The organism is Candidatus Pseudomonas phytovorans (genome assembly GCA_029202525.1).
Classification (GTDB): Bacteria; Pseudomonadota; Gammaproteobacteria; order Pseudomonadales; family Pseudomonadaceae; genus Aquipseudomonas; species Aquipseudomonas phytovorans.
On the sequence record CP119325.1, the window covers coordinates 2,707,123 to 2,733,639 of the forward strand.

General features: G+C 61.2%; 30 protein-coding genes and 1 tRNA gene. 16 read left to right on the forward strand and 15 right to left on the reverse strand.

Going from position 1 to position 26,517, the window contains the following annotated elements; translation table 11 throughout:
* Positions 1–91: 91 nt before the first annotated feature.
* The 6 genes from P0Y58_11875 to cysG all read left to right on the forward strand — a co-directional run bounded on the left by P0Y58_11875 (position 92) and on the right by cysG (position 7,694).
* Positions 92–2,596: a DNA translocase FtsK 4TM domain-containing protein gene (locus tag P0Y58_11875; protein ID WEK32852.1), complete on the forward strand. Its 2,505-nt coding sequence runs from the start codon at positions 92–94 to the stop codon at positions 2,594–2,596.
* A gap of 62 nt (positions 2,597–2,658) precedes the next feature.
* Positions 2,659–3,282 (forward strand): outer membrane lipoprotein chaperone LolA, encoded by a 624-nt coding sequence (gene lolA / locus P0Y58_11880; GenBank protein ID WEK32853.1) that lies wholly within the window; start codon positions 2,659–2,661, stop codon positions 3,280–3,282.
* Positions 3,283–3,294: 12 nt separating this feature from the next.
* Positions 3,295–4,620 (forward strand): replication-associated recombination protein A, encoded by a 1,326-nt coding sequence (locus tag P0Y58_11885; GenBank protein ID WEK32854.1) that lies wholly within the window; start codon positions 3,295–3,297, stop codon positions 4,618–4,620.
* A complete protein-coding gene (crcB, locus tag P0Y58_11890) occupies positions 4,617–4,991 on the forward strand; it encodes a fluoride efflux transporter CrcB (GenBank protein ID WEK32855.1) in 375 nt (124 codons plus the stop codon). Before P0Y58_11885 ends, crcB begins: the two co-directional genes overlap by 4 nt.
* A 30-nt stretch (positions 4,992–5,021) precedes the next feature.
* Positions 5,022–6,302: a serine--tRNA ligase gene (gene serS / locus P0Y58_11895; GenBank protein ID WEK32856.1), complete on the forward strand. Its 1,281-nt coding sequence runs from the start codon at positions 5,022–5,024 to the stop codon at positions 6,300–6,302.
* Complete coding sequence (gene cysG / locus P0Y58_11900; GenBank protein ID WEK32857.1) at positions 6,303–7,694, forward strand: siroheme synthase CysG; 1,392 nt, start codon at positions 6,303–6,305, stop codon at positions 7,692–7,694. It abuts the gene before it with no gap.
* Between the two features lie 33 nt (positions 7,695–7,727).
* Here the strand turns inward: cysG and P0Y58_11905 are convergent, their stop codons facing one another.
* The 8 genes from P0Y58_11905 to P0Y58_11940 all read right to left on the reverse strand — a co-directional run bounded on the left by P0Y58_11905 (position 7,728) and on the right by P0Y58_11940 (position 13,553).
* Positions 7,728–8,687: a glutathione S-transferase family protein gene (locus P0Y58_11905; GenBank protein ID WEK32858.1), complete on the reverse strand. Its 960-nt coding sequence runs from the start codon at positions 8,685–8,687 to the stop codon at positions 7,728–7,730.
* Between the two features lie 96 nt (positions 8,688–8,783).
* Entirely contained in the window at positions 8,784–9,785 is a 1,002-nt protein-coding gene (locus P0Y58_11910; GenBank protein WEK32859.1) for a glycosyl transferase family protein, read from the reverse strand.
* Positions 9,782–10,117, reverse strand: a complete 336-nt coding sequence (locus P0Y58_11915) for a TusE/DsrC/DsvC family sulfur relay protein (GenBank protein WEK32860.1) — start codon at positions 10,115–10,117, stop codon at positions 9,782–9,784. The genes P0Y58_11910 and P0Y58_11915 overlap by 4 nt, the downstream gene beginning before the upstream one ends.
* On the reverse strand, positions 10,114–10,410 hold the full coding sequence (gene tusB / locus P0Y58_11920; GenBank protein ID WEK32861.1) for a sulfurtransferase complex subunit TusB: 297 nt from the start codon (positions 10,408–10,410) through the stop codon (positions 10,114–10,116). The genes P0Y58_11915 and tusB overlap by 4 nt, the downstream gene beginning before the upstream one ends.
* Positions 10,410–10,769, reverse strand: coding sequence for a sulfurtransferase complex subunit TusC (tusC, locus tag P0Y58_11925; protein WEK32862.1), 360 nt, complete (start codon positions 10,767–10,769; stop codon positions 10,410–10,412). Before tusC ends, tusB begins: the two co-directional genes overlap by 1 nt.
* 2 nt (positions 10,770–10,771) lie before the next feature.
* Positions 10,772–11,164 (reverse strand): sulfurtransferase complex subunit TusD, encoded by a 393-nt coding sequence (tusD, locus tag P0Y58_11930; GenBank protein WEK32863.1) that lies wholly within the window; start codon positions 11,162–11,164, stop codon positions 10,772–10,774.
* A gap of 158 nt (positions 11,165–11,322) precedes the next feature.
* Positions 11,323–12,702 carry a uracil-xanthine permease family protein gene (locus P0Y58_11935; protein WEK32864.1) on the reverse strand — a complete coding sequence of 460 codons (1,380 nt, stop codon included), beginning with the start codon at positions 12,700–12,702 and terminating at the stop codon, positions 11,323–11,325.
* A 179-nt stretch (positions 12,703–12,881) separates the two neighbouring features.
* Positions 12,882–13,553 (reverse strand): Bax inhibitor-1/YccA family protein, encoded by a 672-nt coding sequence (locus P0Y58_11940; GenBank protein WEK32865.1) that lies wholly within the window; start codon positions 13,551–13,553, stop codon positions 12,882–12,884.
* A gap of 134 nt (positions 13,554–13,687) precedes the next feature.
* On the opposite strand from P0Y58_11940, the gene P0Y58_11945 reads away from it, so the two are divergent.
* Positions 13,688–13,775 (forward strand) — tRNA-Ser (locus P0Y58_11945).
* 111 nt (positions 13,776–13,886) lie between these two features.
* Here P0Y58_11945 and P0Y58_11950 read toward each other — a convergent pair.
* Positions 13,887–14,228 (reverse strand): hypothetical protein, encoded by a 342-nt coding sequence (locus tag P0Y58_11950; protein WEK32866.1) that lies wholly within the window; start codon positions 14,226–14,228, stop codon positions 13,887–13,889.
* Positions 14,229–14,384: 156 nt separating this feature from the next.
* Between P0Y58_11950 and P0Y58_11955 the strand changes: the two genes are divergently transcribed.
* The 6 genes from P0Y58_11955 (at position 14,385) to P0Y58_11980 (ending at position 17,963) form a co-directional block, all read left to right on the forward strand.
* Positions 14,385–14,681: a hypothetical protein gene (locus P0Y58_11955; protein WEK32867.1), complete on the forward strand. Its 297-nt coding sequence runs from the start codon at positions 14,385–14,387 to the stop codon at positions 14,679–14,681.
* Between the two features lie 253 nt (positions 14,682–14,934).
* Positions 14,935–15,204, forward strand: a complete 270-nt coding sequence (locus P0Y58_11960) for a type II toxin-antitoxin system Phd/YefM family antitoxin (GenBank protein WEK32868.1) — start codon at positions 14,935–14,937, stop codon at positions 15,202–15,204.
* Between the two features lie 7 nt (positions 15,205–15,211).
* Complete coding sequence (locus P0Y58_11965) at positions 15,212–15,496, forward strand: type II toxin-antitoxin system RelE/ParE family toxin (GenBank protein WEK32869.1); 285 nt, start codon at positions 15,212–15,214, stop codon at positions 15,494–15,496.
* 327 nt (positions 15,497–15,823) lie between these two features.
* Positions 15,824–16,288: a hypothetical protein gene (locus P0Y58_11970; GenBank protein WEK32870.1), complete on the forward strand. Its 465-nt coding sequence runs from the start codon at positions 15,824–15,826 to the stop codon at positions 16,286–16,288.
* 63 nt (positions 16,289–16,351) lie between these two features.
* The gene (locus P0Y58_11975; GenBank protein ID WEK32871.1) at positions 16,352–17,197 is read left to right on the forward strand and encodes a DUF692 domain-containing protein; all 846 of its coding nucleotides are present in this window, start codon (positions 16,352–16,354) and stop codon (positions 17,195–17,197) included.
* Positions 17,190–17,963, forward strand: a complete 774-nt coding sequence (locus tag P0Y58_11980) for a putative DNA-binding domain-containing protein (GenBank protein WEK32872.1) — start codon at positions 17,190–17,192, stop codon at positions 17,961–17,963. The genes P0Y58_11975 and P0Y58_11980 overlap by 8 nt, the downstream gene beginning before the upstream one ends.
* A 51-nt stretch (positions 17,964–18,014) precedes the next feature.
* Here P0Y58_11980 and P0Y58_11985 read toward each other — a convergent pair whose 3' ends face one another.
* A complete protein-coding gene (locus P0Y58_11985; GenBank protein WEK32873.1) occupies positions 18,015–18,932 on the reverse strand; it encodes a LysR substrate-binding domain-containing protein in 918 nt (305 codons plus the stop codon).
* 86 nt (positions 18,933–19,018) lie between these two features.
* Here P0Y58_11985 and P0Y58_11990 point away from each other — a divergent pair, with 86 nt between their 5' ends.
* On the forward strand, positions 19,019–19,810 hold the full coding sequence (locus P0Y58_11990) for an NAD(P)H-dependent oxidoreductase (GenBank protein WEK32874.1): 792 nt from the start codon (positions 19,019–19,021) through the stop codon (positions 19,808–19,810).
* A gap of 53 nt (positions 19,811–19,863) precedes the next feature.
* The gene (locus tag P0Y58_11995; GenBank protein WEK32875.1) at positions 19,864–20,157 is read left to right on the forward strand and encodes a DUF1330 domain-containing protein; all 294 of its coding nucleotides are present in this window, start codon (positions 19,864–19,866) and stop codon (positions 20,155–20,157) included.
* Positions 20,158–20,186: 29 nt separating this feature from the next.
* Here P0Y58_11995 and P0Y58_12000 read toward each other — a convergent pair whose 3' ends face one another.
* The 5 genes from P0Y58_12000 to P0Y58_12020 form a co-directional block, all read right to left on the reverse strand.
* Entirely contained in the window at positions 20,187–21,695 is a 1,509-nt protein-coding gene (locus tag P0Y58_12000) for a DHA2 family efflux MFS transporter permease subunit (protein WEK33319.1), read from the reverse strand.
* Positions 21,696–21,748: 53 nt separating this feature from the next.
* Positions 21,749–22,807 (reverse strand): HlyD family secretion protein, encoded by a 1,059-nt coding sequence (locus P0Y58_12005; GenBank protein ID WEK33320.1) that lies wholly within the window; start codon positions 22,805–22,807, stop codon positions 21,749–21,751.
* A gap of 95 nt (positions 22,808–22,902) precedes the next feature.
* Positions 22,903–23,442 carry a helix-turn-helix domain-containing protein gene (locus tag P0Y58_12010; GenBank protein WEK32876.1) on the reverse strand — a complete coding sequence of 180 codons (540 nt, stop codon included), beginning with the start codon at positions 23,440–23,442 and terminating at the stop codon, positions 22,903–22,905.
* Positions 23,443–23,825: 383 nt separating this feature from the next.
* Complete coding sequence (locus tag P0Y58_12015) at positions 23,826–24,467, reverse strand: 3-oxoacid CoA-transferase subunit B (GenBank protein WEK32877.1); 642 nt, start codon at positions 24,465–24,467, stop codon at positions 23,826–23,828.
* Positions 24,468–24,475: 8 nt separating this feature from the next.
* A complete protein-coding gene (locus tag P0Y58_12020) occupies positions 24,476–25,171 on the reverse strand; it encodes a 3-oxoacid CoA-transferase subunit A (protein WEK32878.1) in 696 nt (231 codons plus the stop codon).
* Between the two features lie 333 nt (positions 25,172–25,504).
* Here P0Y58_12020 and P0Y58_12025 point away from each other — a divergent pair, with 333 nt between their 5' ends.
* Entirely contained in the window at positions 25,505–26,383 is an 879-nt protein-coding gene (locus P0Y58_12025) for a LysR substrate-binding domain-containing protein (GenBank protein ID WEK32879.1), read from the forward strand.
* The last annotated feature ends 134 nt before the right edge of the window (positions 26,384–26,517 follow it).

Consider the following 26,517-nt stretch of genomic DNA (forward strand, 5'->3'; position numbering starts at 1 on the left):
GGCGGGCAGTAATGTTAAAAGTAGTGGTTCATTGGCCGCACAGCCGGCCGATCACTATTGGACGCGCACCACGCGCAGGAATAGACGCGTTTTGAAGAAATCCACCGCAACCCCAGCTCCCTTGCCTGTGCCCCTGTGGCGGCAGCAGCTGCATTATCGCCTCAAGGAAGGTGCGTTGATCGCTGTCGGCGCCCTGTGCCTGTACCTGTGGATGGCGCTGCTGACCTACGACACCTCGGACCCTGGTTTCAGCCACACCAGCAACATTGACCAGGTGCAGAACGCTGCCGGGCGTGCCGGTGCCTACTTCGCCGACATCCTGTTCATGGTGCTGGGTTATTTCGCCTATATCTTCCCGCTGCTGCTGGCGGTCAAGACCTGGCAGATTTTCCGGCAGCGCCACCAGCCCTGGGACTGGAGCGGCTGGCTGTTCTCCTGGCGGCTGATCGGCCTGGTGTTCCTGGTGTTGTCCGGTGCGGCGCTGGCGCATATCCACTTCCACCCGCCAGCCAGCTTGCCGTTCTCTGCCGGTGGCGCATTGGGCGAGAGCCTGGGCGAACTGGCGCGCAGCTTGCTGAACGTGCAGGGCAGCACGCTGATGTTCATTGCCCTGTTCCTGTTCGGCCTGACCGTGTTTACCGACCTGTCGTGGTTCAAGGTGATGGACCTGACCGGCAAAATCACCCTCGACCTGTTCGAACTGGTGCAGGGCGCCGCCAACCGCTGGTGGGAGGCGCGCAACGAGCGCAAGCGCCTCGAAGCGCAGCTGCGTGAGGATGAGCCAGTATTCAAGGCTGCGCCGATGGCCGCCGAGAAGCGTGAACCGGCCAAACCGGCACTGCGTGAGCGCATCTTCAAACGTGAAGAGGCGCCCGCCCCGGTGGTTGAACCCCGTGAGCCGACCCTCGGCCGCGAGCCTGTCGTGCCGCCGCGTGAGCCAACCCTGGCCCGTGAGCCTGTCGTGCCACGCGAGCCGGTGGTGCCCCGTGTGCAGCCGGCTACCCCGACGATCGTGCCGCCGGCAGCCGACAAGGCGCCAGAGCCAAGCAAGCGGGTGATGAAGGAAAAGCAGACGCCGCTGTTCATCGACAGCGCCGTGGAAGGCACCTTGCCGCCGATTTCCATCCTCGACCCGGCTGAGCAGAAAAAGATCGAGTACTCGCCAGAATCCCTGGCCAGTGTCGGCCAGTTGCTGGAAATCAAGCTCAAGGAGTTTGGCGTGGAAGTGACGGTGGACTCGATCCACCCTGGCCCGGTGATTACCCGTTATGAAATCCAGCCGGCTGCTGGCGTCAAGGTCAGCCGCATCGCCAACCTGGCCAAGGACCTGGCGCGTTCGCTGGCCGTGACCAGCGTGCGGGTGGTAGAGGTCATCCCGGGCAAGACCACCGTGGGTATCGAGATCCCCAACGAAAATCGGCAGATGGTGCGCTTCTCCGAAGTGCTGGCCACGCCGCAGTTCGACGAGCAGAAGTCGCCGGTTACCCTGGCCCTGGGCCATGACATCGGTGGCAAACCGGTGATCACCGACCTGGCCAAGATGCCGCACCTGCTGGTGGCCGGTACCACCGGTTCCGGTAAGTCGGTGGGTGTGAACGCGATGATCCTGTCGATCCTGTTCAAGTCCGGCCCGGAAGACGCGCGGTTGATCATGATCGACCCGAAAATGCTCGAACTGTCGATCTACGAAGGCATCCCGCACCTGCTTTGCCCGGTGGTTACCGACATGAAGGACGCCGCCAACGCCCTGCGCTGGAGCGTGGCCGAAATGGAGCGGCGCTACAAGCTGATGGCGGCCATGGGCGTGCGTAACCTGGCCGGCTTCAACCGCAAGGTCAAGGACGCCCAGGAAGCCGGTGAAGTCATTCACGACCCGCTGTACCGCCGTGAGAGCATGGACGATGAGCCGCCTGCGCTGAAAACCCTGCCGACCATCGTGGTGGTGGTCGACGAATTCGCCGACATGATGATGATCGTCGGCAAGAAGGTCGAAGAGCTGATCGCCCGTATCGCCCAGAAGGCGCGGGCGGCCGGTATCCACCTGATTCTTGCTACCCAGCGCCCGTCGGTGGACGTGATCACCGGCCTGATCAAGGCCAACATCCCGACCCGCATGGCGTTCCAGGTATCCAGCAAGATCGACTCGCGGACCATCATCGACCAAGGTGGTGCCGAGCAGCTGCTGGGCCATGGTGACATGCTGTACATGCCGCCAGGCACCAGCCTGCCAATCCGTGTGCACGGCGCGTTCGTCTCCGACGACGAAGTGCACCGCACGGTCGAGGCGTGGAAGTTGCGCGGCGCGCCGGACTACAACGATGACATCCTCAACGGCGTCGAAGAAGCCGGCAGCGGCTTTGATGGCGGCGGTGGTGGCGATGGTGACGATGCCGAAACCGATGCGCTGTATGATGAAGCAGTGCAATTCGTGCTTGAAAGCCGCCGTGCTTCCATTTCTGCCGTACAACGCAAGCTGAAGATCGGCTACAACCGTGCTGCGCGCATGATCGAGTCGATGGAAATGGCAGGCGTTGTCACCCCGATGAACAGCAACGGCTCGCGGGAAGTGATTGCACCGGGCGGCCCGCGCGACTGATTAACACTCTGCCGGGCGCCAACGTTGGCGCCCGGCCTTTTCAACGCTCAATGAGGATTACCATGCGCGCGATTCGCATGCTGTTGGTTTCTGCCCTTGCTCTGGGCAGCGTTTCGGCTTTTGCCGGTGAGCAAGATGTACAACGCCTGACCCAGCTGCTGGAAAAGTCGCAGACCATCGAGGCCAATTTCTCGCAGTTGACCTTGGGTGCCGACGGCGCCAGCCTGCAGGAAACCGCTGGCCAGATGACCGTCAAGCGCCCGGGCCTGTTCTACTGGCACACCGATGCGCCGCAGGAGCAGTTGGTGGTGTCGGATGGCAAGATGGTGACCCTGTGGGACCCGGACCTGGAACAGGCCACTATCAAGAAGCTTGATGTACGCCTGAACCAGACCCCGGCGTTGCTGCTGTCCGGTGACGTGTCGAAGATCAGCCAGAGCTTCGATATCACCTCCAAGGAGCAGGGCGAAGTGATGGACTTCACCCTCAAGCCGAAAACCAAGGACACCCTGTTCGACTCGCTGCGCGTGTCGTTCCGCAAGGGCCTGATCAATGACATGCAGCTGATCGACAGCGTCGGCCAGCGCACCAACATCCTGTTCAATGGCGTCAAGGCCAACCAGGCGGTGCCGGACAGCAAGTTCAAGTTCGACGTCCCCAAAGGCGCGGACGTCATCAAAGAGTAAGCAGAGCTCACCATGGACCTGTTTCGAAGCGAACCTGTTGCCCAGCCCCTGGCTGCCCGCCTGCGCCCGTCCAACCTGGACGAATACGTCGGCCAGGAGCACCTGCTGGCGCGCGGTAAGCCGCTGCGCGAGGCGCTGGAGCAGGGTGCACTGCACTCGATGATCTTCTGGGGGCCGCCGGGCGTTGGCAAAACCACGCTCGCGCGGCTGCTGGCGCAGTTCTGCGACGCGCACTTCGAGACGGTGTCGGCAGTGCTGGCCGGGGTCAAAGAGATTCGCCAGGCGGTCGAGGTGGCCAAGCAGCAGGCTGGCCAGTATGGCCGGCGCACCATCCTGTTCGTTGACGAGGTCCACCGTTTCAACAAGTCGCAGCAAGATGCCTTTTTGCCCTATGTGGAAGACGGCACCCTGCTGTTCATAGGCGCCACCACCGAAAACCCGTCATTCGAGCTGAACAACGCGCTGCTGTCGCGGGCGCGGGTGTACGTGCTCAAGAGCCTGGACGAGGCGGCGTTGCGCAAGCTGGTCAACCGCGCCCTGACGGAAGAGCGCGGCCTGGGCAAGCACAACCTGCGGGTGGGCGACGAAGCATTCAAGATGCTGATGGCCGCCGCCGACGGCGATGGCCGGCGCATGCTCAACTTCCTTGAAAACGCCTCGGACCTGGCCGAAGACGGCAGCGAAATCGACGTCGAGATGCTGCAGAGCCTGCTGGGTGACAGCCGCCGCCGCTTCGACAAAGGCGGCGAGGCGTTCTACGACCAGATTTCCGCGTTGCACAAGTCGGTGCGTGGTTCCAACCCCGATGGCGCCTTGTACTGGTTTGCCCGCATGCTCGACGGCGGCTGTGACCCGCTGTACATCGCCCGCCGCGTGGTGCGCATGGCCAGCGAGGACATCGGCAACGCCGACCCTCGTGCGCTCAGCCTGTGCCTGGCGGCGTGGGATGTGCAGGAACGCCTCGGCAGCCCCGAGGGCGAACTGGCGGTGGCCCAGGCCATCACCTACCTGGCCTGTGCGCCGAAGAGCAACGCGGTGTACATGGGCTTCAAGACCGCCCTGCGCGAAGCGGCCGAGCATGGTTCGCTGGAAGTGCCGTTGCACCTGCGCAACGCCCCGACCAAACTGATGAAACAACTGGGCTATGGCGACGAGTATCGCTATGCCCATGATGAGCCCGATGCCTACGCCGCCGGTGAGGATTACTTCCCCGATGAGCTGGAACCCCGCCAGTATTACCAGCCGGTGCCCCGTGGCCTGGAGCTGAAGATTGGCGAGAAGCTGCGCCACCTTGCCGACCTCGACCGCAACAGCCCCCGCCAGCGGAGAAAACCGTGATTGCACTGATTGCCGCGGTCAGCGCGGGTGGTATTGCCGGTACCTTGTTGCGCTTTGCCACTGCCAACTGGGTAACGGCCCACTGGCCACGGCACTTCTATGCCGGTACGCTGGCGGTCAACCTGGTTGGCTGCCTGCTGATCGGCCTGCTCTACGGCTTTTTCTTGCACAAGCCGCTGGTGCCGGTCGAATTGCGCGCCGGCCTGATTGTCGGCTTTCTCGGTGGCCTGACAACCTTTTCCTCTTTCTCGCTCGATACCGTGCGCCTGATGGAAAGCGGGCAGGTGCCCCTTGCCTTGGGCTATACCACTATCAGCGTTGTCGGCGGGCTGCTCGCAACCTGGGCCGGCCTGTCCCTGACCCGATTCTGAACCAACACCTACCTATAACGAGAGAACGATATGCTCGATTCCAAACTGTTACGCGGCCAACTTCAGGAAGTGGCGGAACGCCTGGCCTCCCGTGGCTTCAGCCTGGATGTCGCGCGCATCGAATCACTGGAAGAGCGCCGCAAGGCGGTGCAGACCCGCACCGAGCAACTGCAGGCCGAGCGTAACGCCCGCTCCAAGTCCATCGGCCAGGCCAAGGCCAAAGGCGAAGACATCGCGCCACTGATGGCCGACGTAGAGCGCATGGCCAATGAACTGGCAGCCGGCAAGACCGAACTGGACGGCATTCAGGCCGAGCTGGACGGCATCCTGCTGACCATCCCCAACCTGCCGGACGCCAGCGTGCCGGTCGGTGCCAGCGAAGATGACAACGTCGAAGTGCGCCGCTGGGGTACACCGACGGCCTTTGACTTCGAAATCAAAGACCACGTCGCCCTCGGTGAAGTCAGCGGTGGCCTGGACTTCGAGGCCGCAGCCAAGCTGTCCGGCGCCCGCTTTGCTGTGCTGCGTGGCCCGATCGCCCGCCTGCACCGCGCTCTGGCGCAGTTCATGATCAACCTGCACACCGGCGAGCATGGCTACGAGGAGCACTACACCCCGTACCTGGTGCAGGCGCCTGCATTGCAGGGCACTGGCCAGCTGCCGAAGTTCGAGGAAGACCTGTTCAAGATCACCCGCGAAGGTGAAGCCGACTTCTACCTGATCCCGACTGCCGAAGTGTCGCTGACCAACCTGGTGGCCGGTGAAATCCTCGACGCCAAGCAGCTGCCACTGAAACTCGTTGCCCACACCCCATGCTTCCGCAGTGAAGCCGGCGCTTCCGGCCGTGACACCCGCGGCATGATCCGTCAGCACCAGTTCGACAAAGTCGAGATGGTGCAGGTGGTGGAGCCAGCCAAGTCGATGGAAGCCCTGGAAGGCCTGACCGGCAACGCCGAGCGCGTACTGCAACTGCTGGAGCTGCCGTACCGCGTGCTGGCTCTGTGCACCGGCGACATGGGCTTTGGTGCGGTGAAAACCTACGACCTGGAAGTGTGGGTGCCAAGCCAGGACAAGTACCGCGAAATCAGCTCGTGCTCCAACTGTGGCGACTTCCAGGCGCGCCGCATGCAAGCTCGCTGGCGCAACCCGGAAACCGGCAAGCCAGAGTTGGTGCACACCCTCAATGGTTCCGGCCTGGCCGTAGGCCGTACCTTGGTTGCCGTGCTGGAAAACTACCAGCAGGCCGATGGCTCGATCCGCGTGCCGGAAGTACTCAAGCCGTACATGGCTGGCGTCGAGGTCATCCGCTAAATGGATTACCTGCCGCTGTTCCACAAGCTGCAGGGCGGCCGCGTGCTGGTCGTCGGTGGCGGTGAGATCGCCTTGCGCAAGGCGCGCCTGCTGGCGGATGCCGGCAGCGTGCTGCGCGTGGTGGCGCCGGATGTCGACGGCCAGTTGGCTGCGTTGACCCGGGAAGGTGGCGGAGAGGTGCTGGTGCGTGGCTATCAGGCCGCCGACCTGGTCGGTTGCCGGCTGGTAATCGCGGCCACCGACGACCCTGGGCTGAACGCCCAGGTGTCGGCGGATGCGCAGGCCCTCAGCCTGCCGGTCAACGTGGTGGATGCACCGGCCCTGTGCACGGTGATCTTCCCGGCGATTGTCGACCGCTCACCGCTGGTGATTGCGGTATCCAGTGGCGGTGATGCCCCGGTTCTGGCGCGTTTGATTCGCGCCAAACTGGAGGCGTGGATCCCGTCGGCCTATGGTGAACTTGCCGGGTTGGCTGCGCGTTTTCGGCACAAGGTCAAATCCTTGTACCCGGACGTCAACCAGCGCCGCGGCTTCTGGGAAACCGTGTTCCAAGGGCCGATTGCCGAGCGCCAGTTGGCCGGGCAGGGTGCTGAAGCCGAACGCCTGTTGCAGGCGATGGTTGAGGGTGCACCGGTGCAGCAGGGCGGTGAGGTGTACCTGGTAGGCGCGGGTCCGGGTGATCCGGATTTGCTCACCTTCCGCGCCTTGCGCCTGATGCAGCAGGCCGATGTGGTGCTGTACGACCGTTTGGTGGCGCCCGCGATTATCGAGATGTGCCGGCGTGATGCCGAGCGTATTTACGTAGGCAAGCGCCGCGCTGATCATTCCGTACCGCAGGACCAGATCAACCGCCTGCTGGTCGATCTGGCCCAGCAGGGCAAGCGTGTGCTACGCCTGAAGGGCGGCGATCCATTCATCTTCGGCCGGGGTGGCGAAGAAATCGAAGAACTGGCCGAGCATGGCATTCCGTTTCAGGTGGTGCCGGGCATTACGGCGGCCAGCGGGTGCTCTGCGTATGGCGGGATTCCACTGACTCACCGCGACTACGCCCAATCGGTGCGCTTCGTTACCGGGCATTTGAAGGATGGCACCAGCAACCTGCCGTGGGATGACCTGGTGGCGCCGGCGCAGACCTTGGTGTTCTACATGGGGTTGGTCGGTTTGCCGACCATCTGTGCCGAGCTGATTCGCCATGGGCGTGCGGCGAGTACCCCGGCGGCATTGGTGCAGCAGGGTACTACGCGTAACCAGCGGGTGTTTACTGGCACGCTGGCAGACTTGCCAGACTTGGTGGCACGGCATGAAGTGCATGCGCCAACCCTGGTGATTGTCGGGGAAGTGGTGCAGTTGCGCGACAAGCTGGCCTGGTTCGAAGGTTCGCAGCACAGCTGAAATCGCCGGGGCCGCTTTGCAGCCCCGGCTATCTCAAGCCTGCCAGATCCCTTTACCCACCAACCTCTCCCGATCATGCGGCAGACCAAAGTCCTGCAACGGCCCTTTAGGCACGATCCCGGTCGGGTTGATGGTCTTGTGGCTCATGTAATAATGCTTCTGGATATGCTCCATATCCACGGTCCCCGCCACTCCTGGCCACTGATACAGCTCACGCAACCAGTTCGACAAATTGTGGTAATCGCTCAAGCGCCGCAGGTTGCATTTAAAGTGCCCGTGGTACACCGCATCGAAGCGCACCAGCGTTGTAAACAGGCGTACATCGGCTTCGGTCAGGTACTCACCCGCCAGGTAGCGATTGCGGCTTAGCAGGTCTTCCAGATAATCCAGCTCGTTGAACACATCGTCGAACGCCGCCTCGTAGGCGTCTTGCGTGGTGGCAAAGCCTGCGCGGTATACGCCGTTGTTCACCGCCGGGTAAATACGCCCGTTCAGTGCCTCGATGGCCGGGCGCAGTGGCTCGGGATAGAGGTCTAGCGTATTGCCGGTCAGCTGGTTGAACGCGCTGTTGAAGATACGGATGATCTCCGACGATTCGTTGTTTACGATGCGTTTCTCTTTCTTGTCCCACAGCACAGGCACAGTCACACGGCCGGTGTAATGCGGGTCATCCTGGGTATAGCGCTGGTGCATATACTGCAGGGCGTCGAGGTGGTCACCGCTGGAGCCCTGCTGCTGGTCGAAGGTCCAGCCACGGTCCTGCATCAGCCAGCTGACCACCGACACATCGATCAAGGGCTCAAGGCCTTTAAGGGCGCGGAGTATCAGGGTGCGGTGGGCCCATGGGCAGGCCAGCGAGACGTACAGGTGGTAACGGCCGGCTTCAGGGGCGGGGAGTTGATTGCGGCGCTGGGCGTTTTCGCGTTTGAACGTGCCGTCCTTGCCGTTTTCGTACCACTGGTCATGCCAGCGGCCGTCGATCAAAAGGCCCATGAGTGAGCTCCTCGGAACAAAGTTGTTTGTCGTTGGAGCCCAGTCTAGGCCAAATCGTTCGAACAAATAGCGCAAAGATCGGGGTGGTATGATCGGTTAAATCGATCTATTTCGTGCGTTCCAATAGCTTTGGGCTGTCGCAAATGCCTGCTCGCGGTCTTGCCCCAAGCCACGCAATGCCAGGGCCATGGTGGCGATGACGGCCTTCTCGCCGTAGCTGTCTTCAACCTCGCCGCGCCAGAACTCCAGCAACTGTTCGGCTTGCAGGCTGGGCGGTTTGACATGGCGGCGCTCGCTCAGCGCGGGCCACTCTTCGTCCCACGCTTCGCCTGCCGTGGTGCCGTAGAGGTGGCTGATAACATCGGGGTTGACCTCGATCTCGCCGCCATCGCCCTTGATCACCACGGCATGGTCGCCCAGCAGGCGGCTGGCCTCACGGTGCACGGCCTGGTAGCCAGGGTGGAAGATGCTTTGCAGGCCACAGCGTGCGCCCAGCGGGTTAAGCACCCGGGCCAGCGAGTGAATGGGCGAGCGCAAGCCCAGGGTGTTGCGCAGGTCGATCATGCGCTGCAACTGCGGCGCCCAGTCGTGCAGCGGGAAGAACGCCAGCTGGTGCTGGTCGAGGGCGTTGTCGACGGCGGCCCAGTCGCGGCACAGCGGTATCTGCAGCAGGTCGAGCAATTGCTCGCTGTACATGCGCCCGGCGGTGTGTGCGCCGCCGCCGTGCATCAAGATACGCACGCGATTGCCGGCCAGGCACTTGGCCGCCAGCAGGTACCAGGGCAGGTGACGCTTCTTGCCAGCGTAAGTAGGCCAGTCCAGGTCCACCGCGATGCTCGGCGCCTGCAGGTGGGCGCGCAGGGCCTCGGTGAAGCCGGCCAGCTCTTCGGCGCTTTCTTCCTTGTGGCGCAGCAGCATCAGGAAGGCACCCAGCTGGGTGTCTTCGACCTTGCCTTCGAGCAGCAGGGTCATCGCGGCCCGCGCTTCTTCGCGGGTCAGGCCGCGCGCGCCGCGCTTGCCTTTGCCGAGAATGCGCACGAATTCGGCGAACGGGTGTTCGGCCGGTGTTTCCAGGGTGAGCGGGCGTGGTTCAGTCATATGCAGTTAGTCGGCTTGGGCAGGCCCGCCAGCTTGGCGGCGAGTTTGGCGGGAGTGCCATTGAACAGGCGGTTCAGGTGCGGGCTGTTGCCCTTTTCAGGGCCCAGCTTCAGGGCTGTGTACTTGATCAGCGGGCGCGTGGCCGGAGACAGTTGGTACTCCTGGTAGAACTGGCGCAGCAGTTCGAGGATTTCCCAATGGTCCGCAGTCAGCGCAATGCCCTCGCGCTCGGCCAAAGCCTCGGCGGCGGCATGGGACCAGTCTTGCAGGTCGACCAGGAAGCCGTCCTTGTCCAGTGCGATGGCCTGATCGCTCACGTTAAGCGTATTCATAGCCAGCTGTTGACCTTGTCGTAATGCAGCGACAGTTCGACGAACCCGGCGTAGTCCACGGCCTTGGCCAGATCGTTGCCGACTGCGCGGGCCTGTACGTCTTCGTCCAGCGCGAACAGCCGCTGGGCCAGGCCGGCCGCTTGTAGCAGGCGGTGCGGCTCGCTGCCGCTGCGCAGGGCATACACTGCATCGCCGCACAGCAGCACGGCGTCGTCGGCACCCAGCAGGCGCAGGCAGCTAGCCAAGCGCTCGTCGCCGAACGGGGAGTGGGCAATTACATGCAGGGTCGTCATCAGAGCGTTACCACCTGGTCGAAACGGGCGATCAGCGCGGCAAGGGCTGCGTCATCGAGCACTTGCACCGGCAGCGCCAGGGCATTGGCTGCCATACCGCGCCGGGTGAGGCTGTAGCTACAGGCGAACAGGTCCTCGACGCCGAACATCGGCAGCGCCTGCAGGTTGGCGGCCAGGTTCTTCTGCTGCACGGCGGTGGGTTGCTGGTCTGGGGCGAGTTGGAACACGCCATCGTCCAGGAACAGCATGCCCAGGGGCAGGTCGAAGGCGCCGCCGGCCAAGGCGATGTCCAGTGCCTCGCGAGCCGATGGCCCGTTCCACGGTGCCTGGCGGCTGATGATCAACATGGATTTGGCCATAGTCAGTCGCCTCCGAAGCTCACAAGGCGATCGGCAACTTGCGCGGCCTCATGCAGTTGGCCCAGGCCGGACAGCTCCCAGGGTTTGGGTAGGTTCACAGCCTGGCGCTGGTAACGGTTGGCCTCAGCGTCGTCGAGTACCCCGCGACGAAGGGCGGCGGCAATGCACACCACGGCGTCCAGTTGGTGGGTCTCGATAAAGGAACGCCACTCGCGAGCCACGTCCACTTCATCCTGGGGCGCGACCACGTTGGCCGAGGCACTGTGCACCCCGTCCTGATAGAAGAACAGCCGGGCAATCTCATGCCCGCCAGCCAGCACCGCCTCGGCATAGCGCAAGGCGCGCCGCGAGGAGGGCGCATGGGCCGGGGAGAACACCGCGATAGCGAATTTCATGGATAACTCATGCAAAGGAATGCTGCCATGATAAAGCAAAAAAGCCCGCGCCCGCTTGTGCATGGCGGGGCGGGCTTTTTGCGCCATCCCTGTAGGAGCTGGCTTGCCTGCGATGGGCTGCAAAGCAGCCCCATGGCCCTATCAGAAGGAAACAGAACTCAAGCCTGTTCCTTGCTATCCGGCAAAAACCAATTCAACACCAAGGCACAGATACCGCCCGTGGCTACACCCGATTCCAGCACATTGCGGATCGCCGCCGGCATGTGCGCCAGGAATTCCGGCACCTGCGCAACACCCAGGCCCAACGCCAACGACACGGCAATGATCAACAGCGCACGGCGGTCCAGCCGGGTGCTGGCCAGAATATTGATACCCGAAGCTGCAACTGCACCGAACATCACCATGGCCGCGCCACCCAGCACCGGTTCCGGCACTGCCTGGATCACCCCGGCAACGCTAGGGAACAACCCCAGCACCACCAGCATCACGGCAATCCAGATACCGATATGGCGGCTGGCGATACCGGTCAGCTGAATCACACCGTTGTTCTGGGCAAAGATCGAGCTTGGGAAGGTGTTGAACAACCCGGCCAGCAGCGAGTTGGCGCCGTTGACCAGCACGCCACCCTTGATGCGTTGCATCCACACCGGCCCTTCAACCGGCTGGCGCGACACCTTGCTGGTGGCGGTGACGTCACCGATGGCTTCCAGTGAAGTCACCAGGTAAATCACCAGCATCGGAATGAACAGCGCCCACGAGAAGCCCAGGCCGAAGTGCAGCGGGGTAGGCACCTGGAACAGCGCAGCCTCGTGCATGCCGGTGAAATCCAGGCGGCCCAGGTAGCCGGCCAGCGCATAGCCAACGGCCAGGGCGATTACGATGGCGCAACTGCGCATCCACACCACCGGGACGCGGTTGAGGATCACGATGATCGCCAGCACCGCGCCCGACAGCAGCAGGTTTTCGCCATTGGCGAAGGTGCCATTGGCCATGGCGCCGAAACCGCCACCCATGCTGATCAGGCCGACCTTGATCAGGGTCAGGCCGATCATCAGCACTACGATACCGGTCACCAGCGGGGTGATCAGGCGTTTGACGAACGGCAGAATGCGCGACACGCCCATCTCTACGAACGAGCCCGCGATCACCACGCCGAAGATGGCCGCCATCACACCTTCAACCGGCGTGCCCTGCTTGACCATCAGCGCACCGCCCGCAATCAGCGGGCCGACGAAGTTGAAGCTGGTGCCCTGAACGATCAGCAGCCCGGCGCCGAATGGCCCGAAGCGCTTGCACTGGACGAAGGTGGCGATACCCGAAATCACCAGCGACATGGAAACGATCAGGTTGGTATCCCGCGCAGAAACGCCCAGAGCCTGGCAGATCAGCAGGCCAGGGGTGACAATCGGCACGATGATCGCAAGCAGGTGCTGCAGGGCTGCCAGCAGGCCGATCAACAGCCGTGGCTTGTCCTCAAGGCCAAGCACCAGTTCATTGGCAGGCGCCGCTGCGCCTGGGCTGTGTTCGTGTGAGCTCATTGCTGAAAGCTGCCCCAGAAGAAAAAAGGAGCGCATTCTACGGGCTGATGACGGATTACGGTAGGAAAAAGCACGATAGCGGCATGATCGGCGGGTATGCATCCAATAAGCTGACTTTTAAGTCAGTCCTGCGGGTGCAAAAAAGCCCGCCGAAGCGGGCTTTCTCATACACCAATCAATCAGTCATCACGACCCATGATGCCAAACAGCTGCAGCAGGCTGACAAACAGGTTGTAAATCGACACATACAGGCTGATGGTCGCCATGATGTAGTTACGCTCGCCACCCTGAATGATCGCGCTGGTCTGGAACAGGATGCACACCGACGAGAACAGCACGAAGCCAGCGCTGATCGCCAGTTGCAGGCCGCTGATCTGGAAGAAGAAGCTGGCCACTACCGCGCCCAGCAGAACAAAGAAGCCTGCAGTGATGAAGCCACTGAGGAAGCTCATGTCCTTGCGGGTAATCAGCACGTAAGCCGACAGACCACCAAAGACCAGCGCAGTCATGGCAAACGCCGAGCTGACCACTTCAGCGCCACCGGCCATGCCCAGATAACGGTTGAGGATCGGGCCGAGGATGAAGCCCATGAAGCCGGTAAGGGCGAAGGTGGACACCAGGCCCCACGCCGAATCACGCAGTTTGTTGGTAAGGAAGAACAGCCCGTAGAAGCCGATCAGCACCACGAACACGTTCGGGTAGCCGACGTGCATCTGCTGGGCCACAAAGGCCATGACGCCGCTGAAGGCGAGGGTAAGCGCCAGCAGGCTGTACGTGTTGCGCAGGACCTTGCTGATCTCCTGCTGCTCGACCTGCTGGCCGTGGTGTACGGCATAATCCTGTTCGCGCATGGCGACACTCCTTGGTAAAACCTGTGGTTTCGAACGTTCAGATGCTAGGAGTCTATCAGAGCTCCTGCAACCCGCGACACAGAGAGTTTGACAGCGTGTTTCATTACGGTATTATGGCGACCGCAAAACGAGCTGGAAGCGTGGCCGAGTGGTTTAAGGCAACGGTCTTGAAAACCGTCGATGGGCAACTATCCTAGAGTTCGAATCTCTACGCTTCCGCCATTATTTTCATTAAAGCCCTGATTTATCGGGGCTTTTTTGTGTCTTGGATTTTTCAGCCCATCTTTTTGGTCCATGGCTTTCCATGGCCGATCCTCAAGCAGATCTCGGCAGCTATTTTTCAACCTTTTCGATCCTGCCGCCGCACGCTACATATTTTTCTTTGTACCCAGAGCGGCAGTAATTGGCGACCTTGGCGGGGGGCGGTGGCGGTGGGCAAGCATTGGGCATGTTAAGCGTGTTGAAGTGCTCGCATTGCTGCGTCGAACGCGCCATGGTCTCGTGAAGAGAGTCGAAACCATCCTGCTGCGCTTTGACTTCGGATTCGCACGCATTCACTCGTGCTTGTAGCTTGTGCAGGCAGTCCAGGCCTTCGGGCGTCTGCGGGGCGATGTATCGGTATTGCGTGCAGCCAGCCAGCAGCACAGCTATCGACAGGGTGGCCAATCGGATCATCAATGTCGCGGCTCCATCCAGTTTGAGCGTGACGGTTTCGACTACGGAAGGTGATATCGGTTCATTGGGCGGCTCGTCGCTTGAGCTTGGAGTCCGTTTTCTGCCGTCCCTCTGGCAGAATGCTGAACAACCATTTTTTGCCGAAGGAAGCCATCCATGCCCACAGCGTCGGAGTTGACGTCATTGGCCCATCGCGCGCACGAGGATCTCAAATCCTGGTCGAGCTTCGTGGCGCTGACTGAGTTTGTCTGGCAAGACTCAGGCGTGGTCTCAAATGCTCGTCGGTGGCAGGCGATCTGGTTTGAGATGGAAATCGTCAACGCACTTGCATTAGCTGAGTGGGAGGAACAAGGGTTCCCTTGTGACTGGCTCAACCGGTGGCGCGAAGAGTACCAATCCGACGCACAGACGTTACTGTCGAAGCTTTTTTGTCTGATCGTGAGGCAAGAATAGTAAGAACAGTGCTGGCGAAGAAGTACCCGTGTGGTGGAGAAGTGCACGACAGGCGGTGTTTGCCGATCGCCAGCTTGAGTGGGTGCATGCAGTCGCCGCTGAACATTGAAGATGGGTTGCACTGTGTATTATTTTACGTAAAATAGATCGTGTAACAGTGCGGGTGATTAGGGCTGCATCTCATCTACCCGTGTACACTATGGAGAAATGCAGCTTTTTCAGTCCATGACGGAGTATCCCAATGGCGTCCTTAATGAGCAGGTCTGAGCAGGCGGTGTCTGCTACGACGATGGCTCGGACGTTCGGTGCGAGGTTGAAGCAAGTCACGAGTGGGGAGGCAATCCATCTGGTGATTTTCAAAGACAATGAGCCCGCAGCAGTGCTGATAGGCGTTGATGCCTTCCAGGCAATGCAGGATGAGCTCGAAGATTTGCGCGCCGACCGCTTGGCATCCGAGCGTTTGCTCAGCCTGAACGATGAAAACACAGTGAGTCTCGAAGACATGGAGGCTCGCTTCAGGTAGCTAATCTATGAGCTGGAGCGTTAAGTTTCATCCCGAAGTGGAAGGTGACCTCAAGCAGCTCGGTACTGCTGAGGCGAGGAGGATCCTGAAGGTGGTGCGCGAGCGCATTGCTGAAGGGGAGCCCGACAAGCTGGGCAAGACCCTTCGGGGTGTGCTGGCTGGATGCCGCAGGCTTCGGACGGGTGATGTGCGCATTGTCTACCGGATCCAGGGCACAGAAGTCGTTGTGGTCCTGTGTGTTGGGGCGCGACGAGATGACGAAGTCTACGAGGCCGCAGTCAAGCGAGTCTGAATTCAAACCCCGCAGATGCGGGGTTTTCATTTATGTGGTTCACCGCAGTTGTCGGCGAGGCAAAACTCGACGTGCGCTGAAAAGAGCACGGCGGCGTCCGTGGGACGATCTTTGGGTCCGTCCATGATCTGGCAGTTCCCCACTGTATCCCTGTGTATCTCGCCCTACGCTCACGGTACTTCGCTTACAAACGCCTCTGCTCCCGGATACGTCCCGGATACATGCCTCCGGTCAAATGGCCCTGCCCGAACGAACCAGCCCCCGAGCTACATTCGCTCGCGCTTTCGCCCTTGAGGCTCCATTCGAATAGACACCCGGAGAAGCACCATGTCCCGTATCCAGTTCCCCAACAAAACCCGTCTCGGCCTGCTCACTGTCGCCCTGGTCGGTGGTATCAACATGACCTCTGCCGCTTTTGCCGTGGAAGCACTGCCGCAAGGCTACCAGCTTGCCGCCGCAGAAAAGGCCGGGGAGGGCAAGTGTGGTGAGGGCAAGTGTGGTGCCAGCGGCGCCCAGGCGAAAGCCACCCAGGCAGAAGGCAAGTGCGGTGAAGGCAAATGCGGCGACGCTTCCTTTGCCCGCACCGACGCCGACCACGATGGCCGCGTTTCCCGGGCCGAATTGCTGGCCGTAGCCCCCAAGGCCAATGCCGAGTTCGACGCTATCGACGCCAACCACGACGGCTTCCTCTCTGAAGGCGAGGTTTACCAGTTCCGCAAGAACCAGTTCGACGCCAACGGCAACCCGTTCCCTGCTGACCTTTACAGCAAGCTGAACCAGGCCAGCAACTGAGCCCGCTGATGTCCTCCCCGAGCCTTTGGCCGGGGAGTGAACCTGGCCTTGAGGAGAACACCTATGAGTACTTCACTTGCCCTGCAGGGTGCGGGGCTGGGCCTGCGTCGGTCGATGCTGCCTGAATTGCTGGGCATGGGCGCTGGCGCGGTGGACTTCCTGGAGTGTGCGCCGGACAACTGGATCAGCGTCGGCGGCGCCTACGGCGAAAACCTGGCTCGGCTGGCCGAGCGCTATCCGCTGGCCTGTCATGGCCTGTCGCTTTCCCTTGGCGGCCCCGCGCCGCTGGACCATGATTTTCTGCGGCGCATCCGCAGTTTTCTCAACCGCTACCATGTGCCGTTGTTCAGCGAACACCTGAGCTACTGCTCCGATGACGGTCACTTGTACGACCTGATTCCCATGCCATTTACCGACGAAGCCGTGCACCACATCGCCGGGCGTATTCGCGAAGTGCAGGACGCCCTGGGGAGGCGCATCGCCGTAGAAAACATCTCCTATTATGCGGCGCCTTACCAGGCGATGAGCGAGATCGATTACCTGCGTGCGGTGCTGGAAGAGGCGGACTGTGACCTGCTGCTGGATGTCAACAACCTGATTGTCAACGCCTGCAACCACGGCTATGACCCGGCAGCTTTCCTTGCTCGGGTCCCGGCCGAGCGTGTGGCCTGCCTGCATGTGGCCGGTCATTACGACGAGGCGCCGGACCTGAAGATCGATACGCACGGTGCTCCTGTTCAAGATGATGTCTGGCACCTGTTGGGCAGTGTCTACCAGCACGTGGGCGCGGTACCGACCTTGCTGGAACGAGACTTCAATTTCCCGCCACTGGCCGAACTGCTCGGCGAGGTGGACTGCATTCGCGACCTGCAGGCTGCCGCACGACCGCTGGCGGTGCGCCATGGATGAGATGTTGCGGGAACAGCAATTGCGCATGACCCGCTTCATTCGCGATCCGCAAGCCAACGAGCCGCCGCCCGGCGTGCAAGCAAGGCGGATGGCAATGTACCGGCAACTGTTTATCGGCAATGTGCAGTCGCTGCTGGCCGGCAGCTTCCCTGTGCTGCGTTCCAGCTTGCCGGCTGAGCGATGGCAGGCACTCATCGAAGACTTCTATGCCCACCACCGATGCCACACACCACTGTTCACGGAAGTAGCCGGTGAGTGGGTCGACTATCTGGAAAACCGTGTGGAGCTGCCCGGCTGGGTTGCCGAATTGGCCCACTACGAATGGATCGAGACTGTGTTGCTGCTCAGCGACAGCGTTGAACCGGCCCATGACCCGGAGGGCGATCTGCTTGACGGCGTGCCTTTATTGTCCAGCCTTGCCGTGCCACTGGCGTATGCCTGGCCGGTCAGCCATATAGGCCCCGATCACGTTCCGCAAGAGGCACCGGCCGAGCCCACGTTGCTATTGGCCCGCCGCGCAGCGGATAACAAAATACACTTTTCGCGGCTTACGCCGCTGGCCTATGCGCTACTGGTGTCGGTGCTTGACCAGCAACTCACCGGACGTGAACACCTTGAAGCGCTGGCAGAAATTGCGGGTATCGAACTGGCTGCCCTCGAGACCCAGGGAATTGCTTTGCTGCTAGGTCTCAAAGCGCAGGGTGTAGTGCTTGGCACTTATCCTGGGTACACCACCCTCGTTGCTTCTGGAGGAGAAAGAGGGTGAAGACATTTGCTGTTTGGGTGGAGGGCAGTTAACGGCCAAATGCCGACAGTCTCATTCTATTACGTCGCTACCATTCCTCTGGGCCGCCTTAAGCAACCAATCGCCTACCTGCTGGGCCGCCGTACTGAGTTGCCTGTCTTTTTTGTGTACGAGGAAATAGTTTTTCCCGGTTCGCAGCGTGTGCGGAAACAGTTCCACAAGGCTCCCGCGCTCCAGGTCATCTTCTACAAGCCAAGGGCTTGTCAACACCAGTCCCTGGCTTCGTCGGGCAGCATCGATAGCCATTTCCGAATGGTCAAAATGCAAGTCAGCTAACGTGCCATCAAAGGACATACCGGCTCGTGTAAGCCACCTCGACCAATTGGCATGAGAGGTGGTGTACAGCAGGGTCGCTCCCCTGACCTCGACCCTACCCCTCGATAGCTGGCGCTCTCGGTATTCAGGGCTGCAATAAACCTTCACCTCGTCACGCAACAGTAGACGGACGTGGAGGCTGTCATCCTGACCGTCAAAATGACGTACGGCCAGATCAAACGTAGAGGTATTGAAATCGACGGGCTCGACCGACGAACTCAGGTGGAGCTTCAACCCGGGATAGTTGCATGTCAGGTCAGGCATGCGCCTTGCAAACCATGTATTTGCGAAAGCGGGGGGCATGCTCAGTCGTACCAGAGATGCGCCTTTACCCTGCAGCGTGGCATTGGCTTGGTCGATCTGCTGTAGCGCTGGCCTGATTTGCTCCCAATAGCGAAACGCCTCCTCGGTAGGCTGCAGCTTGCGCACGCTACGCAGGAACAAAGGAGTGCCCAGCCAATCCTCCAGTTTGCGAATCTGCTGTCCGATAGCACCGGGTGTGACAAACAGCTGTCGCGCCGCCAGTAATGCACTGCCCGTTTGCATGACCGCGTCGAAGCAGACGATGGCCTTGAGTGGGGTATTGGCTTGCATGGTGCAGTTTTTCTCTTCCATAGCCTCAATACTGATGATTTGTAGCGCGTCGGCGTTCTCGCGACAATCAGATCATTACGCGATCTTGCCTATAGAGGGTTTGTGACATGAACATTCTGATTATCCATGCCCATCCAGAACCACGCTCTTTCAACGGCGCGATGACCCTGACTGCCGTGCAAACGCTTACTGCATCAGGGCACGAGGTACAGGTGAGCGACCTCTATGCGCAGGGCTGGTCGGCCGTCCTCCAGGCTGACGATTTTACCCAACGCGTGAATGCGGAGTATTTCGACGCATCAAAGGAGCAGGAGCACGCTCAGGCCACTGCAACAGTATGTGCGGATGTCCTGCGTGAACAGGCCAGAGTGGAATGGGCAGATCTGGTGATATTCCAGTTCCCGATGTGGTGGTTTTCCATGCCCGCAATCCTGAAAGGATGGGTCGATCGCGTGCTGAGCCGTGGTTTCGCTTATTCAGCAGGACGCAAATACGGCACGGGGCATCTGAAGGGTAAGCGAGCAATGTTGAGCTTGACCACAGGCACAGCGGACACCCTTTATACACCGAACGGCATTGATGGCGACCTGCATCACATTCTGTGGCCCATTCATAATGGCGTGCTTGCGTACACGGGCTTCACCGTGCTGCCGCCGTTCGCGGCCTGGATGCCGGCACAGGTTACGCAAGAACAACGTACGCACTACCTTGAAGACTACGCTGAGCGCTTATCGACAATCGATGATGTTCAGCCGCTGTTTTTTCACCCCCGGCAAGACTACGACGAGCATCAGCAACTCAAGGCTGGAGTAATCGCTCGCTCTGGCGTGCAGTGGAATCCGCGCGCAGGTCAAACCTTCGAAGCGTCGGCTGAAAATTACGCCCGACGCAACGCCTGACGCAATGGCCATCACGGGCCCTTCCTTCAACGTCTTACGAGTAAGAGAACGACATGATGAAAGGTTACTGGATCATTTTCGGGGCAGACGTAGTTGATGCGGATGCACAGCAGGAATACAGCCGGCTTTGGGCTCCGATCAGTGATAAGTACATGGCCAAAATAAAGGTTCTAGAGCCCGGTGCGCTGGTCGAATTCCACTCCAGCACCAGGGTACTGATCGTGGAATTCCCAAGTTACGAACAGGCCAGAGCTTGCTACAACGATCCCGCTTACGCGGATGCCAAGCAATTCGCAACACGCGCCTCTCGCCGCGAAATGGTCATCATTGAGGGCGACCTCGCCTAGTTTGTGCGCGCCACACTGGGCCTGGCCAATCAATGAGCGTCGGCGGAGGGTTGCTGAGGTGGCTGGATTTTGCGCATCAAAGGCACCAGTGCCGTTGCGACCATAAAGCACACCATGATCACCAGGAAGGCGTCGGCAAAGGTCATGGTCTGTGCTTCGCGCCACGTCAGCGCCCAGAGTTGGTGAAGGGCGGTTTGACTGGCGCCCAGGCTGTCCTGGCCCAGTGCCTGAGCATTGCTGCTCCATTGAACCAGCCAGGTATTCATGGTTTCGTTGCGCACGTTCAGGTGCTCGGCCAAACGCAGAAAGTGCAAGTTGGTACGGTCGTTGAGTACCGTGGCACACGCGGCGATTCCTAGCGCGCCGCCCAGGTTGCGCATCAGGTTGAACAGGCCAGAGGCGTGCTTCAAACGTGCGGGTGAGAGTGCGCCCAGGGTGAGGGTTACCGTCGGTGGAACCGCCATCTGCTGGGCAAACCCTCGGATGGCTTGGGGCACGAGCAGTTCCTTGGCGCCCCAGTCGTGGGTGATGGGCGAGAAGTCCCACATCGAAATGCCAAACAAGGCCAACCCCAGCATCAGGATCCAGCGCAGATCTACCCGATTGGCGAGGAAGGCGTACACCGGGATGGCCAGTAACTGGAACACGCCGGTGGAGAAGACCGCCAGGCCGATATCCAGTGCGCCATAGCCACGCACGCGGCCCAGGAACAGGGGAGTGAGATAAATCGTGGCGAAAATACCGATGCCGGTGATGAAGGAAAACAGGCAGCCCAAGGCAAAGTTGCGATCACGCAGGGCGCGCAAGTCAACGATGGGCTCGGCGATTGTCAGGCAGCGCCAGATGAACAGCATGCCGGTCAGCCCTGCCATCCAGGCGGTGGTGGAAATCGTGGCATCGCTGAACCAGTTCCAGCGCGGCCCTTCCTCCAGTGTGTATTCCAGGCACCCCAGGAACACGGCCATCAGCCCCATGCCCAGGTAGTCGGCACCCTTGAGCAAGGCCAGGTCTGGGCGGTCGACCTTGACCAGCAGCGGTACGGCGACCGTAACGAACAGGCCTGGCACCAGGTTGATGTAGAACAACCAGTGCCACGACGATATGTCGGTAATCCAGCCGCCCACCGCCGGGCCCAGTGTTGGCGCAAGCGACGCGATGGCACCGATCACCGAGGCCGCGATTACGCGTTGCTTGCCGGTGAAGTAGATGAACGCCGTGGTGAACACCAGCGGGATCATCGACCCGCCCAGAAAGCCCTGCAGCGCGCGAAAGGCGATCATGCTCTGGATGTTCCAGGCCAGTGCGCAAAGCAGGCTGGTGAGGGTGAAGCCCGCGGCTGATGCGGCGAACAGCCAGCGGGTGCTCATCACCCGCGACAGCCACCCGGACAGGGGAATGACAATGATTTCGGCGATCAGGTAAGCCGTCTGCACCCAGGCCGTATCATCCGCGCCGGCGCTAAGCCCGCCGCCTATGTCCTTGAGCGATGCCGAGACTATCTGGATGTCGATCAAAGCAATGAACATCCCCACGCACATGCAGGCGAAGGCCGTGACCTTTTGAGCAGGTGTGAGGGCTGGCAGCTCGGCGTTCACGGCCTGCCTGCCGAGGCAACGTCGGGTTGTGCCTGGGGCTGTGGCTGGAGTGGCTCCCTGGTATCAATCTCGGCAAATACCGAGAGGCCGGGCCGCAGGGCGCCGAAGTCGGCGTCGCGGCCTTCCAGCCTTACCCGCACCGGCACGCGCTGCACAATCTTGGTGAAGTTGCCCGTGGCGTTCTCGGGTGGTAACACGCTGAACTGCGCGCCAGTGGCTGGCGCAATGCTCTCGATGCGGCCATGGAGGGTACGCCCTGGCAGGATATCAGCTGTGATGCTCACCGCCTGACCGGTTTGCATGCGCGCCAGCTGGTCTTCCTTGAAGTTGGCATCCACCCACAGACCGTGAGCCGGCACCACCGAGAGCAACTGGCTGCCGGCGGCGGCATAAGCGCCGACTTTGGCCCGGCGATTGCCTACGTAGCCGTCCACAGGGGCGCGCAGCTCGGTGTACGCGATATTGAGTTGCGCCTGTTGCCGGTCGGCTTCGGCCTGGGCCAGCGCCGCGCGTGTTTGTTCACGCTGGGTGCCGATCACCGCCAATTGCTGGCGGGCCGCAAGCAGGCCTGCCTCGGCGTGGGCGCGGTCGGCCTGGGCTGTTTTCCAGGTGGCTTCGACACGCTGGGCGCTCTGCACGGAAACGGCCTGGCTGCTTACCAGGGTCTGGTAGCGAACCCGGTCGTTCAGGGCGCGTTGTGCTTCGGCGCTGCGCGCATCGATCTGTGCTTTTGCCTGGTTGATGATGGCCTGCTGCAGCAGCTCGACCGCGTCCAGGTTGGCAAGGCGGGCACGCTGTGCTGCAACGGCCCCGTCGGTTTTTGCCAAGGCTGCTTGGTAGTCGCGCACATCAATGCGCGCCAGCAGGTCACCGGCTTTGACGAACTGGTTGTCCACCACTGCGACTTCGCTGATGTAGCCCGGCACCTTTGCGCTGATCACAGTGGTATCTGCGCCCACGTAGGCATCGTCGGTGTCCTCGATGAAGCGAGCGCTAGACCACCAGTGGCTGGCATAGCCCGCGCCGGCAATTACCGCGATCGCCAACGCCGCCATGCGTAGCACTGCTTTTTTTCCTGCCGGTTTCTTTGCAGTGGCTTCGGTGCTGTCGGCCAGGCCGGGTGCTACGCCAACGTGAGCGTTCATGGCAATCAGTCCTCTGATGAGGCTTGGGTGGGGAAGGGGCTCACCAAGGCATTGCCTTGGCGGTAGGCCTTGCCGGTTTCGGCGCGCCAATGGGTCAGCGGGTCGGCATCGGGGGTGATACGCACCCGGTGATCGTCCACGGTGATGCGCTTTCCGGTATTGCTGTCCATAAGTGCCAGCGCCACCGGCTCGCCGGTGTGCTCGTCGGCGAGGTAGACCTTTTGCGAGCCTTCGGCGTGCTTGGCGCCCCACGCCATCAAGGTCAGGATCACCGGGCGCAGGTCGCGCCCGGCCTCGCTGAGCAGGTACTCAAAGCGCGGCGGGTTGTTCTGGTACGGGCGGCGTTCCAGCAGGCCTGTGGTGACCAGGTCGCTCAAGCGGCGGGTGAGGGTGTTGGTGGCGATACCCAGGCTGTGCTGGAACTCATCGAAGCGGCGCAAGCCGTAGAAAGCGTCGCGCAGAATCAACAGGCTCCAGCCATCACCAATGTGTTCGAGCGCACGGGCCACCGGGCAGGGCATGGGTTGGAAGCTGGCTTTTTTCATGGCATTGGCCTTGGGTGTCATTTGCGTATGGCGTTACTATCTGCCTGTAACTTTCATTATGCAAGTAACTATGGCCGTACTCTAGGTACCCGCTCGTCGGCTAGCTCAACGTGCTATTCCGGCAGGCCGGCCAGGCGAAGCCCATCAGCAAGCCGGGCGAGGTCCTGGTCACGGCACACGGTAGTGCGTGCGCCAATCAAGCGAAAAATTCTGATTTTTCGAATCAAATGGACATCATTTTGGATGGGGTGGGGCTTGGGATTTCGGCTGTTGGTTGGGGCCATGGGGCTGCTACGCAGCCCATCTCAGGCGAGCCAGCTCCCACAGGTATTTGCATCGCTTTCGAGTGGTGCATCCAACCTGTAAGAGCGTAAGCCCGGGGATCACTTGATCAGCGGCACACCACTGAGCTTCTGCAACTCCTCAAAGTCGATATCCGCGCAGATCTCGACCACTTTCAACCCTTCAGGCGTCACTTCCAGCACCGCCAGATCGGTGTAGATGCGGCTGACGCAAGCGATGCCAGTCAGCGGGTAGGTGCACTCGGGCACCAGCTTGCTTTCACCGGTCTTGGTCAGGTGGTCCATCATCACGAACACCTGGCGGGCGCCGGTGGCCAGGTCCATCGCGCCGCCTACGGCCGGGATCGAACCTTCGGCGCCGGTGTGCCAGTTGGCCAGGTCACCCTTGACCGATACCTGGAAGGCGCCCAGTACGGCGATGTCCAGGTGGCCGCCACGCATCATCGAGAACGAGTCGGCATGGTGGAAGAAGGCACCACCGGTCAGCAGGGTGACGTGCTGCTTGCCGGCGTTGATCAGGTCATCGTCTTCCTCGCCCGGCGCCGGGCTTGGGCCCATGCCCAGCAGGCCGTTTTCGCTGTGCAGGAACACTTCCTTGTCGCCCAGGTAGTTGGCCACCAGGGTCGGTGCGCCGATGCCCAGGTTTACGTAGGCGCCTTCCTGGATGTCTGCGGCCACGCGCTGGGCCATCTCGGTACGGGAGAGCTTTTTGGTGATGGTCATGGCAGGCCTCAGACAGCTTTGGCGATCGAAGAAGCGGCAGCGCCGGTAACGGCGACCACGCGCTGGACGAAGATACCCGGGGTGATGATGTGTTCCGGGTCCAGTTCACCGAGTTCGACAACCTGGTCGACCTGGGCGATGGCGGTCTTGGCGGCCATGGCCATGATCGGGCCGAAGTTGCGGGCGGCCTTGCGGTAGGTCAGGTTGCCCCAACGGTCACCCTTGTGCGCCTTGATCAGTGCGAAGTCGGCGTGCAGCGGCATTTCCAGCACGTACATGCGGCCGTCAATTTCACGGGTTTCCTTGCCTTCGGCCAGCAGGGTGCCGTAGCCGGTTGGCGAAAAGAACGCACCGATGCCCGAACCCGCTGCGCGGATACGCTCGGCCAGGTTGCCTTGCGGTACGACTTCCAGCTCGATCTTGCCGGCGCGGTACAGTTCGTCGAACACGTAGGAGTCGGACTGGCGCGGGAACGAGCAGACCACCTTGCGCACGCTGCCGGCCATGAGCAGGGCGGCCAGGCCGATTTCGCCGTTGCCGGCATTGTTGCTGATAATGGTCAGGTCGCGGGCACCGGTTGCGATCAGGCCATCGATCAGCTCGGACGGCATGCCGGCAGTGCCGAAGCCACCGACCATGATGGTCGAACCGTCGGTGATCCCTTCCACCGCGCTGGCGATGGACTCGTACGTTTTATTGATCAAGGCGAGCTCCTGGTTGTTCCTGGAGTTATGGTTGTCGGGTTGGCCGGAGCGCGTGAAGCGAAGGGGCCTGTCAGCATTTGAAATTGCTTGCTGACTTTCGCTATAGCGTGCCGCAAGATAGGGCAACAGTAGAGGGGGTTTAGCGGAATTTGTGCGATTATCGAACTGTTGTGCGATGTGCGAGCAGTTGTGGTCGCTATTTGTCGCACTTCGGATTTAGCGCGCAATGAACCTTTGCACGCGTACAAAGACCTTCCCGCACAAGGGCAATGCTGCATCCCCTTGAGCTTCAGGCATCATGTATCCAGCCCCTCCAGACAGCTGACCCCGTAAATGCCCGAATCCACCAACCCCAACCGAGCCATCTACGACCTGGACATGCTCCGCACCGTGGTCATGGTGGCCGACTGCGGCAGCTTCACCACCGCCGCTGCACGCCTGCATTCCACCCAGTCCACGGTCAGCCAGAAGGTGCGCAGGCTGGAGGAAATGATCGGCCAGCAGTTGCTCGACCGCAGCAACCGCGAGGTGCACCCGACCGATGCCGGTGAAACCCTGTTGGGTTACGCACGTCACCTGCTGGCGGTGAGCAGCCAACTGACCGAGGCCATGTCTGGCGGGGTGACGGTGACCGTACGCATCGGCTTGCCGGACGATTTTGTGGCGGGCAAGACGATGCAGGCGTTGGCGGCGTTCAACCGGCGCAACCCGACGGTAAAGCTGGAGATTACCGGTGGGTTGAGCCGCGATTTGATGGGTACCTACGACCGTGGCGAGCTGGACCTGGTATTGATCAAGCAGCGCCGGAACAGCCGCGAGGCGAATGCCTGCCAGCCAGAGCGTATCGAGTGGATCGACAGTGCGCAGTACCCGTGTTTCGCCCAGGACCCCATTGCGCTGGTTACCTTTCCGCCACGCGGGTTGTACCGGGATGACATGATCAGCGCGGTCGAGGCGATGGGGCGCAGCTGGCGGATTGCATTTACCAGTTCAAGCCTGGCAGGGATCCAGGAGGCGGTGGCCAATGGGTTGGGTGTCAGCCTGCTGCCGTCGCGGGTGGTGGCGGCAGGGCATCGGGTGCTGGGAGCGGAGGAGGGGTTCAAACCGATCAGGGTGTTTGAGGCGGCGATTTTCCATCGGCCTACGGCAGACCCGATGGTCATGGAGCTGGCTGAAATTCTGATTGGCATTCTTCGGGCTGACGCGCAGTGACATCTGCTGCGCTGCTTTTTCGCGGGCTTGCCCGCTCTCACAGGTATTGCGCTTACTCTGAATTGACGCCGTAGATGTGGGAGCGGCCTTGTGTCGCGAAAGGGCTGCGAAGCAGCCCCGGCAATTTCAGGTTT

Excerpts from the sequence above, each read along its gene's own strand:
- P0Y58_11940 (WEK32865.1), bottom strand. The coding sequence starts at position 13,553 with ATGCGCGAACAGGATTATGCCGTACACCACGGCCAGCAGGTCGAGCAG.
- cysG (WEK32857.1), top strand. The coding sequence starts at position 6,303 with ATGGATTACCTGCCGCTGTTCCACAAGCTGCAGGGCGGCCGCGTGCTG.
- P0Y58_11935 (WEK32864.1), bottom strand. The coding sequence starts at position 12,702 with ATGAGCTCACACGAACACAGCCCAGGCGCAGCGGCGCCTGCCAATGAA.
- P0Y58_11970 (WEK32870.1), top strand. The coding sequence starts at position 15,824 with ATGTCCCGTATCCAGTTCCCCAACAAAACCCGTCTCGGCCTGCTCACT.
- P0Y58_11990 (WEK32874.1), top strand. The coding sequence starts at position 19,019 with ATGAACATTCTGATTATCCATGCCCATCCAGAACCACGCTCTTTCAAC.
- P0Y58_12025 (WEK32879.1), top strand. The coding sequence starts at position 25,505 with ATGCCCGAATCCACCAACCCCAACCGAGCCATCTACGACCTGGACATG.
- tusD (WEK32863.1), bottom strand. The coding sequence starts at position 11,164 with ATGAAATTCGCTATCGCGGTGTTCTCCCCGGCCCATGCGCCCTCCTCG.
- tusB (WEK32861.1), bottom strand. The coding sequence starts at position 10,410 with ATGACGACCCTGCATGTAATTGCCCACTCCCCGTTCGGCGACGAGCGC.
- P0Y58_11965 (WEK32869.1), top strand. The coding sequence starts at position 15,212 with ATGAGCTGGAGCGTTAAGTTTCATCCCGAAGTGGAAGGTGACCTCAAG.
- P0Y58_11980 (WEK32872.1), top strand. The coding sequence starts at position 17,190 with ATGGATGAGATGTTGCGGGAACAGCAATTGCGCATGACCCGCTTCATT.
- P0Y58_11905 (WEK32858.1), bottom strand. The coding sequence starts at position 8,687 with ATGGGCCTTTTGATCGACGGCCGCTGGCATGACCAGTGGTACGAAAAC.
- P0Y58_12015 (WEK32877.1), bottom strand. The coding sequence starts at position 24,467 with ATGACCATCACCAAAAAGCTCTCCCGTACCGAGATGGCCCAGCGCGTG.
- P0Y58_12010 (WEK32876.1), bottom strand. The coding sequence starts at position 23,442 with ATGAAAAAAGCCAGCTTCCAACCCATGCCCTGCCCGGTGGCCCGTGCG.
- P0Y58_11915 (WEK32860.1), bottom strand. The coding sequence starts at position 10,117 with ATGAATACGCTTAACGTGAGCGATCAGGCCATCGCACTGGACAAGGAC.
- P0Y58_11985 (WEK32873.1), bottom strand. The coding sequence starts at position 18,932 with ATGGAAGAGAAAAACTGCACCATGCAAGCCAATACCCCACTCAAGGCC.
- P0Y58_11950 (WEK32866.1), bottom strand. The coding sequence starts at position 14,228 with ATGATCCGATTGGCCACCCTGTCGATAGCTGTGCTGCTGGCTGGCTGC.
- lolA (WEK32853.1), top strand. The coding sequence starts at position 2,659 with ATGCGCGCGATTCGCATGCTGTTGGTTTCTGCCCTTGCTCTGGGCAGC.
- P0Y58_11910 (WEK32859.1), bottom strand. The coding sequence starts at position 9,785 with ATGACTGAACCACGCCCGCTCACCCTGGAAACACCGGCCGAACACCCG.
- P0Y58_12000 (WEK33319.1), bottom strand. The coding sequence starts at position 21,695 with ATGTGCGTGGGGATGTTCATTGCTTTGATCGACATCCAGATAGTCTCG.
- P0Y58_11955 (WEK32867.1), top strand. The coding sequence starts at position 14,385 with ATGCCCACAGCGTCGGAGTTGACGTCATTGGCCCATCGCGCGCACGAG.
- P0Y58_12005 (WEK33320.1), bottom strand. The coding sequence starts at position 22,807 with ATGGCGGCGTTGGCGATCGCGGTAATTGCCGGCGCGGGCTATGCCAGC.
- tusC (WEK32862.1), bottom strand. The coding sequence starts at position 10,769 with ATGGCCAAATCCATGTTGATCATCAGCCGCCAGGCACCGTGGAACGGG.
- P0Y58_11960 (WEK32868.1), top strand. The coding sequence starts at position 14,935 with ATGAGCAGGTCTGAGCAGGCGGTGTCTGCTACGACGATGGCTCGGACG.
- P0Y58_11885 (WEK32854.1), top strand. The coding sequence starts at position 3,295 with ATGGACCTGTTTCGAAGCGAACCTGTTGCCCAGCCCCTGGCTGCCCGC.
- serS (WEK32856.1), top strand. The coding sequence starts at position 5,022 with ATGCTCGATTCCAAACTGTTACGCGGCCAACTTCAGGAAGTGGCGGAA.
- P0Y58_11975 (WEK32871.1), top strand. The coding sequence starts at position 16,352 with ATGAGTACTTCACTTGCCCTGCAGGGTGCGGGGCTGGGCCTGCGTCGG.
- P0Y58_11995 (WEK32875.1), top strand. The coding sequence starts at position 19,864 with ATGATGAAAGGTTACTGGATCATTTTCGGGGCAGACGTAGTTGATGCG.